Below are 14,463 nucleotides of genomic sequence, written 5' to 3'. Positions count from 1 at the left end.
TGTTGCATTTTCTATCTTTCTTCTTTAAACTGACCACCAACAAAATACAACGCTCACCCATTTACATAATACTTGAAAATAAACCTTATTTAAATTGCAACTTTTAAACACTTATAAAAACAATAATCCTATATTATTTATTATTTTTTAATAGGTTATGAAATAGATACTAATAAAACTTTATATAAATAGACTAAGGTTTTTTAAAAAATTAGCAATAATTTAAATAGAATGCTAAATCTATTTACTTTTTTTAGTGATAATTTGCATAAATATTTAAGACAAGGATTAAGAGAATGGGTTATAGCAAAGAAATATTGCTAGAGCAATTTATTCAAGAATATATTAAGTTAAAAGAACCCATTGGATCTGAAATGTTAAAAAACTCTCTTGAATTGAAAATTTCATCTGCTACAATTCGCAATTATTTCAAAGTTTTGATGGATGAAGGAATTTTAATTCAACCTCATATTAGTAGTGGTAGAATCCCTACACATTTTGCGATGAAAAACTATTGGCGACAAAAAATCAATATTAATAAGAATTTTAAAATTCTTGATGATAAACAGCTTTTACACCAAATTTGCAAAAAACATCAAATTTTTTTATTGCTTAAGGAAGATATTTCTCAAAAGCTCACTCAAGTGCTAAATATTGAAAATAATTTTCTTATATTAGTGTTTGAAAAAGGAAAAATTTTACTTGATTATCAAGCAAGAATGGAGAAATTCTTGCAAGAACTAATCGGATTGGATATCCAAGAAATCAAAAAAATTGCATACCAAGTGATGGCAAACACTCTTCTAAAAAAGATCAACTATTTGCAAAATGACAAAGTAACATATTTTGCTTTAGAGGTTTTAGATTCTTTTATAAGTTGTCCTTATTATCAAGACTTATTTTTTAACATTATAAAGGGTGATATTTTTGATAAATGTGCTAATGGAATTTTATTTGATCCTATTTTCCCAGAAAACTATATGGGAATCCTACATGATGGCCTACAACAAGAAAAAAATATAAAAATGCTATGTGTAGGTTATCTCACTGCAGATTATGAAACTTTTTATGAACAAATTGCAGCTTAATCTCAAATAAAGGAGTAAAAATGGAAGAAGAAAAACAAAATGATGTTGAAAACCTTGAAGAGTTAGAACAACCTCAAGAAGAAACCCAACAACAGGAGGATTATGAGCAAAAATATAATGAATTAAAAAATGAATATTTACGAGTTTTTGCAGATTTTGAAAATAGTAAAAAACGCCTAGAAAAAGATAAAACTCAGGCACTAGAATATGCTTATGAAAAATTTGCCAAAGACTTATTGCCTACTCTTGATGCACTAGACAATGCAAAACAAGCTGCAAAAGATAATGAGGCAATTTTAGAAGGAATTCACCTTATTACCGATGGATTATTAAAAACATTAGTAAAATATGGAATCGAAGAAATTCCTACTGATGGGGATTTTGATCCAAATTTGCATGATTGTATTATGCAAACACCAAATGCAGAACTTGAAGATGGAAAAATTGCTCAGGTAATGCAGAAAGGTTATATATACAAAGAAAGAATTTTGCGACCTGCAATGGTAGCAATTGTAAAAAATTAATCTCAAAATAAAGGAAAAACTATGGGAAAAGTAATAGGAATTGACTTAGGAACAACAAACTCTGCAATGGCAGTTTATGAAGGAAATGAGGCAAAGATTATTGCAAACAAAGAAGGGAAAAACACTACTCCATCGATTGTTGCATTTACAGATAAGGGTGAAATTTTAGTAGGTGAGCCTGCAAAACGCCAAGCAATCACAAACCCAGAAAAAACAATTTATTCCATCAAAAGAATAATGGGATTAATGTTTAATGAAGATAAAGCAAAAGAAGCAGAAAAAAGACTACCTTATAAAATTGTAGATAGAAATGGTGCATGTGCAATTGAAATTGCAGATAAGGTTTATACTCCTCAAGAAATCTCTGCAAAAATTTTGATGAAAATTAAAGAAGATGCAGAAAGCTATCTTGGTGAAGAAGTAACTGAAGCAGTAATCACAGTTCCTGCGTATTTTAATGATGCACAAAGAAAAGCGACAAAAGAGGCGGGAACTATTGCAGGCTTAAATGTACTTAGAATTATCAATGAACCAACTTCCGCAGCACTTGCTTATGGACTAGATAAAAAAGAAGCAGAAAAAATTATGGTTTATGACCTTGGCGGAGGAACATTTGATGTTACTGTACTTGAAACCGGTGATAGTGTTGTAGAAGTTTTAGCAACTGGTGGAGATGCATTTTTAGGTGGTGATGATTTTGATAATAGAATTATTGATTGGGCTGCTAGCGAATTTAAAAATGAGACTGGTATTGATATCAAAAGTGATGTTATGGCACTTCAAAGACTAAAAGATGCAGCTGAAAATGCAAAAAAAGAACTCTCTAGCGCACAAGAAACAGAAATTAACCTTCCATTTATCACTGCAGATGCAACAGGACCAAAACACTTAGTAAAAAAACTCACTCGTGCAAAATTTGAAAATCTTGTAGATGACCTTATCGAAGAAACTATCAAAAAAATTGATTTTGTTATTAAAGATGCAGGACTAAGTAAAAGTGATATCAGTGAAGTAGTAATGGTAGGTGGCTCCACAAGAATTCCACGTGCTCAAGAAAGAGTAAAAGAGTTTATTGGTAAAGAACTTAATAAATCTGTAAATCCTGATGAGGTTGTAGCTGTTGGTGCAGCTATTCAAGGTGGTGTTTTAAAAGGTGATGTAAAAGATGTATTACTACTTGATGTTACACCCTTAAGTCTAGGAATTGAAACTCTTGGTGGTGTAATGACAAAAGTGATTGATCGCGGAACAACTATTCCTGCTAAAAAAACACAAACCTTCTCTACTGCGGAAGACAATCAACCCGCAGTTTCTATCTCTGTCTTACAAGGTGAGAGGGAAATGGCAAAAGATAATAAATCTTTAGGTAGATTTGATCTTCAAGGAATCCCGCCAGCACCAAGAGGCGTACCACAAATCGAAGTAACTTTTGATATTGATGCTAACGGAATTCTAACTGTTAGCGCTCAAGATAAAGCAAGTGGCAAGTCTCAAGAAATCAAAATCAGTGGATCTAGTGGTCTAAGTGATAGTGAAATTGAAAAAATGGTAAAGGATGCAGAGCTTCATAAAGAAGAAGATTCTAAGAGAAAGGCAGTGATAGAATCTAGAAATATTGCAGATAGCCTTGTATATCAAACAGAAAAATCCTTAGGAGAAATGAAAGATAAACTCGATGCAAATGAGGTGAGCAATATTCAAAATGCAATCGATGCGCTTAAAGAAGTGTTAAAAGATGAAAATGCTTCAAAAGAGCAAATTGATGAAAAAGTAAAACAGCTTACAGAAGTGAGCCATAAACTTGCAGAAGCAATGTATGCAAAAGATAATAATGCAAACAATGCTAACACTAATACAAAAAAAGATGATGATGTTATTGATGCAGAAGTAGAGTAATTTTCATGGGGAGCATTAGTTCCCCATGTTTTTATGTTTATATCGATCTAACCAATTTTCTTACAAAAAAATATTGACATGAAATATCCCTTTTAAAATCTCCTCAAAATATTTCATATTTCTTAAATTTTATCTATTTCTACTTATAAAAAATCTACAAATATTTCAATATTGCTTTATTGTTTTTAGCAAGTGTTACTTTTTTTTATTTTAATATTTTAGGAATTATCTTTATTTTTTAAACACTTTTTATTACAATCATCTACTACTCTCAAGCCATAAAAACCTATCTCATATCAAATAAACATTAACAAAAAATTATTTTTTTAAAAAAATCAAAAAAAATAGTATAATTTTTTTGCAGAATATTGCAAAAGGAGAGAAAAAATGAATTTTAATCGTCGTGATTTTATCAAGAGTACTGCGGTTGCTTCTGCTGCTTCTGCGGTAGGCTTAAATATACCTAGTACTATATTAGCACAATCTAAAGACACTCAAAAAACATGGAAATGGGATAAGGCTGTCTGCAGATTCTGTGGGACAGGATGTGGAATTATGGTAGCTACAAAAGATGGTTCGATTGTAGCAGTAAAAGGAGATCCTGAAGCACCCGTAAATCGAGGAATTAACTGTATTAAAGGATATTTTTGTGCAAAAATTATGTATGGAGAGGATCGCTTAACACAACCTCTTCTTAGGGTGAATGCAAAAGGCGAATTTGACAAAAAAGGAAAATTTGCTCCAGTAAGTTGGAAAAGAGCTTTTGATGAAATGGAAAAGCAATTTAGAAAAACTTATGATACATTAGGTCCAAAAGGTGTTGCACTAATGGCAAGTGGTCAATATACAATTCCAGAAGGCTATGCTGCACTTAAACTTATGAAAGCAGGTTTTAGATCCAATAACATTGATCCTAATGCAAGGCATTGTATGGCAAGTGCTGTTGTAGGATTTATGCAAACTTTTGGAATTGATGAGCCTGCTGGGTGTTATGATGATATTGAACTTACAGATACTATTGTTACTTGGGGAGCAAATATGGCAGAAATGCATCCCATACTCTGGAGTCGTGTTACCGATAGAAAACTCACAAATACAGAAAGAGTAAAAATTATTAACCTCTCTACCTATACAAATAGAACTTCTGATATTGCTGATATTGAAATTATTTTTAAACCCAATACAGATTTGGCAATATGGAATTTTATTGCCAGAGAAATTGTATATAATAGACCAGAAAGCATTGATCAAGAATTTATCAAGGAATATTGCACTTTTAGTACAGGATATGTAAATATTGGATATGGAATGCGTGAAGACATTAATCATAAAAAATTCCTTCCTAGCGAAAAAGACACAGCAGCTAAACAAAAAAGCAAAATTCTAAGTGAAAATGAAGGAATCACGCTTCAATATCTAGGACTAAAAGCTGGTGATAATCTAGAGATGGATAAGAGTAAACAAGCTGATGCGCATTGGGAAATTAGTTTTGAAGATTTTAAAAAAGCTTTAGAACCCTATACTTTAGATTTTGTCGCAAAACTAGCAAAGGGCGATGATTTAGAAGATCTAGAAAAATTCAAAGAAAAACTCCAACAACTTGCAAACTACTATATTGAAAAAGATAGAAAAATTGTTAGTTTTTGGACAATGGGATTTAATCAACACCAAAGAGGAAGTTGGGTTAATGAGCAAAGTTATATGGTACATATGCTCCTTGGCAAACAAGCCAAACCAGGAAGTGGTGCATTTTCTCTAACTGGTCAGCCTAGTGCTTGTGGAACTGCTAGAGAAGTAGGAACATTTTCTCATCGTCTCCCCGCAGATATGGTTGTGAATAATCCAAAACATAGAGAAATTACAGAAAAAATTTGGAATATTCCCGCAGGTACAATAGGAGCAAAACCAGGTCTCCCCTATCTTGATATCATGCGTGCATTAGAAGATGGAAAAGTAAAATGGCTTTGGGTAGCCGTTAATAATCCTTGGCAAAACACAGCCAATGCAAATCATTGGATCAAGGCCGCTAGAGAAATGGATAATTTTATTGTAGTAAGTGATTGCTATCCTGGAATCACAGCAAAAATTGCAGATCTTATTTTACCTAGTGCAATGATTTATGAAAAATGGGGTGCGTATGGAAATGCTGAGAGAAGAACACAACACTGGAAACAGCAAGTACTACCACAGGGTCATGCAATGAGTGATAGTTGGCAGATATTAGAATTTGCAAAACGCTTTAAAATCAAAGATGTATGGGGTAAGGATTATGCAGATCTTGAACTAAAAAATGTCTTAGATAAAGCAAAGCAAATGGGATATAAAGAAAGCGATACGCTTTTTGATGTTTTATTTGCAAATAAAAATGCAAGAAAATTTGATTTAAAAGAAGCACTTCTAAAAGATAAGCCATTAAACTCTGAAGTATTTGGTGATACAAGAAGAGTGCAAGGTAGCGATGGTAAAGAATTTGAGGGATATGGATTCTTTATACAAAAATATCTCTGGGAAGAATATCGTTTATTTGGTACAGGTCATGGACATGATCTCGCAGAATTTGATGTATATCACAAAGTAAGAGGTTTGCGTTGGCCAGTAGTAGATGGCAAAGAAACACAATGGAGATTTAATGCAAAATACGATCCTTATGCAAGAAAATATGCTAATGGAAAAGAATTTGCTTTCTATGGAAATAAGGAAGCAAAACTTTCTCAAGGGGATTTAAAAGCACCGAATAATGAGAAAAAATCCATTAACAATCGTGCAAAAATCTTTTTCCGCCCATATATGGATCCTTGCGAAATGCCAGACAAAAATTATCCGATGTGGCTTTGCACAGGGAGGGTTTTGGAACATTGGCATAGTGGCACCATGACAATGCGAGTACCTGAGCTCTATCGCGCAGTTCCTGAAGCACTTTGCTATATGAGTGAAGTAGATGCAAAAGAAAATAATTTTAAACACGGAGATTTAGTGTGGGTAGAATCCAGAAGAGGAAAAGTAAAGGCAAAAGTAGAGATCAATGGTAGAAATAGACCACCAAAAGGGCTTATTTATGTACCTTGGTTTGATGAAAATGTTTATATTAATAAAGTTTGTCTTGATGCAACTTGTCCAATTTCAAAGCAAACAGATTTTAAAAAATGTGCTGTAAAGGTTTATAAGGCATAATCGATGAATCCACAACGCAGAAGGACGCTTAAATCTATTACGCAAATAATGGGATTAGTTTCTTTTGGAGGGCTAATTTGGAGTGCATATCTTGCTGAAGCAAAAGATAACACTCAAATGCTTTTTCCGCCCGCTGCAAGAGATAATTTTCTTAGCACCTGTATTAAATGTGGATTGTGCGTAGAGGCATGTCCTTATTACACACTTAAACTCTCAAGCTCAGGAATAAAGGGAATACCCTTTTTTACTCCTAGAGATATTCCTTGTTTTATGTGTGAGGATGTCCCATGTGTAGTAGCTTGTCCAACAAGTGCACTAGATAAAAATTTATTGCTCACAAACAACAAGCTTGATATTACAAAAGCACGAATGGGAGTGGCGGTAGTTGATACATTTAATTGTATTGCATATGCAGGGATTCAATGTGATGCTTGCTATCGTGCCTGTCCTTTGATAGATAAAGCAATTTATCTTGAATATAAATCCAATACAAGAACAGGAAAACATGCATTACTTTTGCCTATTGTGGCTAATGATATTTGTACAGGTTGTGGCAAATGTGAAAAAGCATGTGTCACAGAAATTGCATCTATCAAAGTATTAAAACATGATCAAGTGCTAGGAAAAATGGGAACTAACTATATCAAGGGTTGGGATAAAAAAGATGAAGAAAGGCTAGAAACCGCAGAACCTCAAAAGAAAAAAGATTCTAAAAATCATGCACTAGATTATCTTAATGAGGAATCTTTATGAAAAATTATTACATAAAAAATCGTTTTTTAATTTTAAGGAGATTTACACAACTTGGTATTTTATTGTTATTTTTTCTAAGTAATTGTTCCTTGATTACTATCAACAATAAAGAACATCTCATCTTCCAAGGAAATCTAGAAAGCTTTACAAAAAATGAGAGAAATCTCGCGATTGCAAATACAAAAACAGAGCTTATTGCACCTCCAATTCTGATGGGAAATCTTAGTGGTTCAAAAATTTTAGATTTTTTACCAATGAGTGACCCTCTTGTTTTTTTACAAGTTTTTTTTGCTGGTGGAGCAATTAGCTTAGATCTTTTTTTAGGATTCTTAGTAATTGTTTTTATTTATGGAATTTTTTTAGGTAGAGGATTTTGTGCTTTTGTCTGTCCAATCAATCTTATTACTGATTTAGCAAACTTTCTTAGAAGAAAGTTAAAAATTGAAAACATTCGTTTTGTTGTTTTTTCCAGACAAACAAAATTTGCTATTTTAGCACTAAGCCTTTTTTTATCATTTTTATTTGGAATCCTCGCTTGGGAAAGCATTAGCCCAATATCCATGTTGCATCGTGGAGTTGTTTTTGGAATGGGTATGGGATTTTTTGGTATTTTAGCAGTCTTTTTATTTGATCTATTTATGCTAAAAAATGGTTTTTGCGGACATTTATGTCCACTTGGTGCGACTTATAGCATTATAGGAGCAAAATCTTTATTAAAAGTACAATACGATCTTGATAAATGCACAAAATGCATGAATTGCGTGCGTATTTGCCCAGAAAATCAAGTCTTAGACCTTATTGGAAAACATAGTGGTTTTGTTAATAAAATTGCCTGTATTAAATGCGGTCGCTGTATAGAAGCTTGCGATGATGATGCATTACATTTTAATTTACTAAATTTTAAAACAAAAAAGGAGAAAAAATGAAAAAAATAATTTCAGTGGGTCTTATTACCCTTTTTGGTATGAGTTCTTATCTCTTGGCAGATAAAAAACTTGATGAAACAGAGCTTGGATTAAGAAAAGCTCCTTTAAATGATGAAAACAAGGTACAATTGCAAAACTTTATTTTTGGAACAGGGTCTGCAGGAGAAAGTCAAAAAATTGAACGCGCATATGAAAATGCCCCTCCAATGATTCCTCATGATATTGAAGGCATGACACCTATTACACAAGAAGATAATGCATGTCTAGGATGTCATTCTCCAAAAATCGCAGAAAGTATTGGTGCAACTCCTCTTCCAAAATCTCACACTTATGACCTAAGAAATCATAAAGAAATAACAGAAGGTATTGCAGAACAAAGATATAATTGCACCCAGTGTCATGTCCCACAAGCACAAACAAAACCCCTAGTAGAAAATAATTTTAAACCAGATTTTAGAGATGAGGATAAAAAACATCGCTCTAATCTTTTAGATGTAATCAATCAAGGTGTCCAATGAAAAAAATAGACACCACCCCTACAGGGGTAAATCTCTCAAGACGCAATCTTTTGAAGTTTTCAAAAAATACATCATCTTTGGATACACAAACAAGAAAAATTGCTACAATTAATCCACTTTCTTGTCTTGCTTATCATAAAATTATTTGTTATAGCTGCAAGGATATTTGCAAAGAACACATCTCTTTTCAAGGTTTGTTTTTTCCAGAAATTCTTCCTAGTTGTGATGGTTGTGAAAAATGTCTTCATCTTTGCCCGCAAAATGCTATCATACTCAAAGAGATTCAAACATGAGAAATATTATTTTTACTTTTTTCTTTTGCCTTGGCAATCTTTTTGCCACATCTCTAAAACCTAATTTTACACTCCAAACACAGGCAGAAATTTCATCTCTACAACTTACTAAAAATAAGCTTTATGCATCCACAATTCATGGTAGTGTGGAAATTTATACATTATACCCTAAGCCCATACTTGAAAAAATCATAAAATTACCAAAAATTCAAGATTTATTCAACAATTCTTATGCGCCAAAAATTTTTCATATAAATAGTAATGAAAATGAAGAAATTCTTATCGTCTCTGCAAATCACAATGGCACAAGAAATCTTAACCTTTTTAAAAATAAAAAAATTACTCTTCTATTGGAAAATCTAAACATAGAAAAAGCTTTATGGTTAAATTCTCATCAAATCTTAATTGGATTATTAAGCCATGAAATCTTATTATTTGATCTTGAAAAGAAAAAAATCATCTATCAAAGACAACTCTCCCAATCAAGCCTAAGCGACATGGTTTTAAACCCTTCAAAATCACTACTATTTACCACAGGAGAATCTGGTATTACATATGCAATCAATCCTTATAATGGAAGATTGCTAAACACCTTTGATGCTATTAATAAAGATAAAGTCTACCAAATAGCCACTACTGATAATATCCTTATTACAGGAGGACAAGATAGACAGGTAGGAATCTATCATTTTGGTAGTAATGCAAATTTACAGCAAATTTCAAGCATAAAAAATAATTTTTTAATTTATGCTGTTGGCATTGCACAAAATGGAAAAAATTTTGCATACCTAAAAAATGAAAATGGAGAAATTGCCCTTATTAATATGCAAAATAAAAAAGAGTTTTTAACCCTAACAAATCTTAATGCTATTGCAAATACAATCCTCTTTTACAATGATTTTATAATCGTTGGATGTGACAATCGCTTTATTTATTTTTTTAATACAAAGGAGAAAGTATGAATATTTCAAGCATTATTATTAAAGCAAAACAAGAAAAATGGGAGGAAATTCTTCTAGCAATCAATGCAATCGCAAATGCCGAAGTAGCATTACATGAAAAAGATAAGAGCATTATCATTGCAACCATTGAAGCAAATGACACACAAGAAGAAATACAAATTCTTCAAAAAATACAAAAAATTCACGGAATTTTAAGTGCAGATATGCATCTAACCTATAGTGAAAGTGATTTAAAAGATTGCAAAATGCAGGCCGATAAAATCGCTGAATTAATCGACACAACTCCTATAGAATCTATGCACTACAGCGGAGATATAAAAAAATTTTTAAAATAAAAATATAAAGTTAAGAAAAATAAAAATGAAGCAAGGGTTTCCCCTTGCTATACAGTAGATACTAGAGAGATTATTGCATTACTGGAATGCTTCCATCTCTAAGATCTGCACCAATTTCTTCTCTTTTTACGCTACCAGAATCGCTCCATACAATGCAGCCATCTGTAGGACAAGCACTAGCGCATGCAGGTGCATCATTATGACCAACACACTCTACGCACTTATCGGAATATACATAATAAATACCTTCACCTGTTGGATTATCATCATCGTCTACAATTGCACTAACAGGGCATTCATCAATACAAGAACCACAAGATATACAAATATCTGTAATTTTTACTGCCATTTTTCAATCCTTATGTTTTTTTTGGTCTATTAAACCTATAGATAAGTATAAAACAATTATTATAAAAATAACTTTAATGAGAATAAATTATTTTAAAAAATCTCTAATTGCTGCAACCTTATCAATTTTCTCCCAACCAAATTCTGGTAATTCTCGACCAAAATGCCCATAATTTGATGTTTTTCTATAAATTGGTTTTAAAAGATCTAAGCTTTCGATAATTCCTTTTGGCGTAAGTTTAAAAATCTCTCGCACGCAAGTCTCAATCTTCTTAGAATCATAGGATGAAGTCCCATGCGTATCCACAAAAATTGAAACAGGTTCAACAACTCCAATTGCATATGCAAGTTGCACGCTTGCTTTTTCACAAACCCCACTTGCAACTAAATTTTTTGCCACATATCTTGCCGCATAAGCCGCACTCCTATCTACCTTACTAGGATCTTTTCCGCTAAATGCACCTCCACCATGCGGACAACTTCCACCATATGTATCCACAATGATTTTTCTACCTGTAAGTCCAGCATCGCCTTGTGGACCACCAATAACAAAATTTCCTGTTGGGTTAATATGATATTTAATATTGCTATGCAAATATTGTTTTGGCAATATTTTTTGTACTACTTCTTCAATCACAGATTCCTTAATCACTTGCTGACTAACTTCTGGATTATGTTGCGTTGAAATAACAATCGTATCAATTGCTACTGGTTTATTATTTTCATAACGCACCGTAACTTGAGCCTTGCCATCTGGACGCAAAAAAGGTAAAGTTCCATCCTTTCTTTTTAAAGCAAGATTTGAAGTGATTTGATGAGAAAGCCATAAAGGCAATGGCATTAAAACATCTGTTTCTTTACATGCATAACCAAACATCAACCCTTGATCTCCAGCGCCAATCTCTCCATCTGCTCGATCCACACCTTGATTAATATCTGGACTTTGCTCCCCTATCCCATTTAATACAGCCGCACTTTTATAATCAAAACCATAATCTGCATTGACATAACCAATATCTTTTACCACTTCTCTTACTACATCTTGAATAGGCACATAAGTTGTAGTTTTTAACTCACCTGCTACAATACAAAATCCATTAGACACTAAAGTCTCACATGCTACACGTGCCTTAGGATCTCTTTCTATAATATAATCTAATACCGTATCACTAATTTGATCAGCCATTTTATCCGGATGTCCTTCTGTTACAGATTCTGATGTAAATAAAAAATTATTTTTCATAAACTCACCTTGTATTTTTTAGTTTTTCTGTGGAATAATAACACTACTTTAGCAAATAGAATATATTTTCAAACTCATATTGTATTTTTATAATTTTAGTTCGAATCTATACCTTAAACATATGACAAAATTAATTAAAAAAACGATTAATGATACTTTAAAATTTTCCTATCAAAACAATTAAAAACCATAAGGTTTTTTTCTCATTAACCCATAATTAACTTTTTAAAAATTATAATTCAAACGATAATTTTTATCGTTATCATTAACTTTTTTTAATAAGGGGAAACTATGTTAGTAACAAAAAAAGCGCCTGATTTTATCGCGCCAGCAGTATTAGCAAATAATGAAATTGTAGAAAATTTCGAGTTGTCAAAAAATTTAGGCAAGAATGGTGCTGTTCTTTTCTTTTGGCCAAAAGATTTTACTTTTGTATGCCCATCTGAAATTCTTGCAATGGATCACAGAGTAAAAGAATTTGAAGCAAAGGGATTTAATGTAATTGGTGTATCTATTGATTCTGAGCAAGTGCATTTTGCATGGAAAAATACTCCAGTAGAAAATGGTGGTATTGGTAAAGTAAGCTTCCCAATGGTAGCAGATATTACTAAGCAAATCTCAAGAGACTATGATGTATTATTTAATAGTGCAGTAGCTTTAAGAGGTTCTTTCTTAATTGATAGAAATCAAATTGTTCGCCATGCAGTAATCAATGATTTACCACTTGGTAGAGAAATGGATGAAATGCTAAGAATGTGTGATGCTCTACTTTTCTTTGAAGAAAATGGTGAAGTTTGTCCTGCTGGATGGAGAAAAGGTCAAAAAGGTATGAAAGCAACTGCTGAAGGTGTTGCAGAATATTTAAAAGAAAATCACAGCAAACTATAATGCTAATTGCTATAAGGGAATCCCCTTATAGCACCCTCTCCTCTTCAGTTTTTATTTATACCTTTTTAAGAAAAGAAGTTTTTAGCACAATAACGCCATGTTTATCAACTTTTCCTTCAATTTCACCCTCTTTATCGGTAAGACGAATGTTCTTTACAATAACTCCTCTTTTTAGCGTACTAGACGAACCCTTTAATTTTAAATCCTTGATAATTTGCACACTATCTCCCATTTGCAATTCTACCCCATTACTATCTTTAAACATTTTTACTCCCTAGTCTATGATATTCGATTTTTCTTGGCAATAATAATTTATTGTCTGTATATTTTACCCACATTAACTTAAGAATATAAATTTTACCAGAAATCATCCGTGCAAAAGGATAAACTTTGTAATAACTTTGTTGATGCATCTTTTCAGATTCTTTGAAAAATGCTTTGATCTGCACCCCTTTAATCTCTTGCAAATTTTTTGTATTTTCAAAAATACTAATAGCAACTTGTGGATTTTTTTTTGCAAGCTCTATATGTCTGCTTTTTTCATCACTTTTAAAAATCAAAACCTCCTCTTCTTCCTCAAAAATATAAAAACAATTAGCCGTATAAACGCCACCATCTTCATCTCGTATCCCTAAGGAAAAAATATGAGATGACGCAATAAAATCCTTTATTCTTTTATCCATAAAATTCCCACATTATTTTTTATATTCTACAAAAATCAAGGATAAAAAACAATTTTATACAATCTTTATTTTTTCACCAACAAAGCCAACTGCGCACTATTAGTTTGTGATACAATACACAATTATTTTATACAAAAGAGCTAGAAATGTTAAGATTTTTTGTAGGTATAATATTTGGAATCACTTATATCTATGCAGCAGGATGGAGTATTGTTGGAGATACTTTCACTGAAGAGCGAGGTAAATGTGAATTTGACTTTTGGTTGCACACAGCTTATACATCTCAAAATTTAGGATTCTATACAGACTGCGTCATCTCTCCGAGCACTTCTTTGCAAATTGCTAGCAACACTTCTAGCCAAAGTATTGAGAATCAAGCATTTATTGAACTTGAACAATCTTTCTATACCACCAAAGATCGTTTTTTTAATATAGGTATGATCTTAGGTGATGGTATCAGTAAAAATAAAATTTTTCAAAACAATCTTTACGCTTATATTCCTATTAGTTTTAATTGGCTTGATGAAAAACTACGCACCACATTAAATCTAGGAATTGCAAGCAATCAAAATTTTCAAGAACAATTTTTTACCTTTAGCGGAAGTATTAGTGGTAATCTCACCGAAAAAATATGGCTTGTAGGAGAATTTAGTCTTGCTAGTCAAGAAAAAGTTTCTTTAGATTCTTCATTTTATCAAGTTGGTGCCTCATTTTTAATCTACAAAGATTCGGTTAGTCTGGATATTGCCTATCTTAACGCCTTTGATCATGCACATTTTGGATCTATAAAAATTGGAATAGCATTTTATACAAAAATTTTTTAATTACAATACCA

General features: G+C 32.2%; 16 protein-coding genes. 12 read left to right on the top strand and 4 right to left on the bottom strand.

Annotated features, from left to right (window positions below; genetic code table 11):
* Positions 1-296 precede the first annotated feature (296 nt).
* From LW133_RS02625 to LW133_RS02580, 10 genes are all read left to right on the top strand, one after another.
* Positions 297-1,088 (top strand): HrcA family transcriptional regulator, encoded by a 792-nt coding sequence (locus tag LW133_RS02625; RefSeq protein WP_233076117.1) that lies wholly within the window; start codon positions 297-299, stop codon positions 1,086-1,088.
* A 20-nt stretch (positions 1,089-1,108) separates the two neighbouring features.
* Positions 1,109-1,612 carry a nucleotide exchange factor GrpE gene (grpE, locus tag LW133_RS02620; RefSeq protein WP_233076114.1) on the top strand — a complete coding sequence of 168 codons (504 nt, stop codon included), beginning with the start codon at positions 1,109-1,111 and terminating at the stop codon, positions 1,610-1,612.
* Positions 1,613-1,633: 21 nt separating this feature from the next.
* Positions 1,634-3,508: a molecular chaperone DnaK gene (dnaK, locus tag LW133_RS02615; protein ID WP_233076113.1), complete on the top strand. Its 1,875-nt coding sequence runs from the start codon at positions 1,634-1,636 to the stop codon at positions 3,506-3,508.
* Between the two features lie 387 nt (positions 3,509-3,895).
* Complete coding sequence (gene napA, locus LW133_RS02610; protein WP_233076109.1) at positions 3,896-6,679, top strand: nitrate reductase catalytic subunit NapA; 2,784 nt, start codon at positions 3,896-3,898, stop codon at positions 6,677-6,679.
* Between the two features lie 3 nt (positions 6,680-6,682).
* The gene (gene napG / locus LW133_RS02605; protein WP_233076108.1) at positions 6,683-7,432 is read left to right on the top strand and encodes a ferredoxin-type protein NapG; all 750 of its coding nucleotides are present in this window, start codon (positions 6,683-6,685) and stop codon (positions 7,430-7,432) included.
* Positions 7,429-8,358, top strand: coding sequence for a quinol dehydrogenase ferredoxin subunit NapH (gene napH / locus LW133_RS02600; RefSeq protein WP_233076107.1), 930 nt, complete (start codon positions 7,429-7,431; stop codon positions 8,356-8,358). The genes napG and napH overlap by 4 nt, the downstream gene beginning before the upstream one ends.
* Complete coding sequence (locus LW133_RS02595) at positions 8,355-8,876, top strand: nitrate reductase cytochrome c-type subunit (protein WP_233076099.1); 522 nt, start codon at positions 8,355-8,357, stop codon at positions 8,874-8,876. The genes napH and LW133_RS02595 overlap by 4 nt, the downstream gene beginning before the upstream one ends.
* Positions 8,873-9,169 carry a 4Fe-4S dicluster domain-containing protein gene (locus LW133_RS02590; RefSeq protein WP_233076098.1) on the top strand — a complete coding sequence of 99 codons (297 nt, stop codon included), beginning with the start codon at positions 8,873-8,875 and terminating at the stop codon, positions 9,167-9,169. Before LW133_RS02595 ends, LW133_RS02590 begins: the two co-directional genes overlap by 4 nt.
* Positions 9,166-10,131, top strand: a complete 966-nt coding sequence (locus LW133_RS02585; protein WP_233076097.1) for a WD40 repeat domain-containing protein — start codon at positions 9,166-9,168, stop codon at positions 10,129-10,131. The genes LW133_RS02590 and LW133_RS02585 overlap by 4 nt, the downstream gene beginning before the upstream one ends.
* The gene (locus LW133_RS02580) at positions 10,128-10,466 is read left to right on the top strand and encodes a chaperone NapD (protein WP_233076096.1); all 339 of its coding nucleotides are present in this window, start codon (positions 10,128-10,130) and stop codon (positions 10,464-10,466) included. The genes LW133_RS02585 and LW133_RS02580 overlap by 4 nt, the downstream gene beginning before the upstream one ends.
* 70 nt (positions 10,467-10,536) lie before the next feature.
* Here the strand turns inward: LW133_RS02580 and LW133_RS02575 are convergent, their stop codons facing one another.
* Entirely contained in the window at positions 10,537-10,815 is a 279-nt protein-coding gene (locus LW133_RS02575; RefSeq protein WP_233037569.1) for a DUF362 domain-containing protein, read from the bottom strand.
* An 87-nt stretch (positions 10,816-10,902) separates the two neighbouring features.
* Positions 10,903-12,057 carry a methionine adenosyltransferase gene (gene metK / locus LW133_RS02570; RefSeq protein ID WP_233076094.1) on the bottom strand — a complete coding sequence of 385 codons (1,155 nt, stop codon included), beginning with the start codon at positions 12,055-12,057 and terminating at the stop codon, positions 10,903-10,905.
* Between the two features lie 291 nt (positions 12,058-12,348).
* On the opposite strand from metK, the gene LW133_RS02565 reads away from it, so the two are divergent.
* Positions 12,349-12,945, top strand: a complete 597-nt coding sequence (locus LW133_RS02565; RefSeq protein ID WP_233037567.1) for a peroxiredoxin — start codon at positions 12,349-12,351, stop codon at positions 12,943-12,945.
* A 55-nt stretch (positions 12,946-13,000) separates the two neighbouring features.
* Here the strand turns inward: LW133_RS02565 and LW133_RS02560 are convergent, their stop codons facing one another.
* Positions 13,001-13,210: an alkylphosphonate utilization protein gene (locus tag LW133_RS02560; RefSeq protein ID WP_233076092.1), complete on the bottom strand. Its 210-nt coding sequence runs from the start codon at positions 13,208-13,210 to the stop codon at positions 13,001-13,003.
* Positions 13,203-13,628, bottom strand: a complete 426-nt coding sequence (locus tag LW133_RS02555; RefSeq protein ID WP_233076090.1) for a pyridoxamine 5'-phosphate oxidase family protein — start codon at positions 13,626-13,628, stop codon at positions 13,203-13,205. The genes LW133_RS02560 and LW133_RS02555 overlap by 8 nt, the downstream gene beginning before the upstream one ends.
* 146 nt (positions 13,629-13,774) lie before the next feature.
* Between LW133_RS02555 and LW133_RS02550 the strand changes: the two genes are divergently transcribed.
* Positions 13,775-14,452, top strand: coding sequence for a hypothetical protein (locus LW133_RS02550; protein WP_233076087.1), 678 nt, complete (start codon positions 13,775-13,777; stop codon positions 14,450-14,452).
* Positions 14,453-14,463 lie beyond the last annotated feature (11 nt).

Origin of the sequence: Helicobacter anatolicus, assembly GCF_021300615.1 — a bacterium.
GTDB lineage: Bacteria > Campylobacterota > Campylobacteria > Campylobacterales > Helicobacteraceae > Helicobacter_H > Helicobacter_H anatolicus.
The sequence above is the reverse complement of the archived record's forward strand: the minus strand, read 5'-3'. Positions and strand labels throughout refer to the sequence as shown.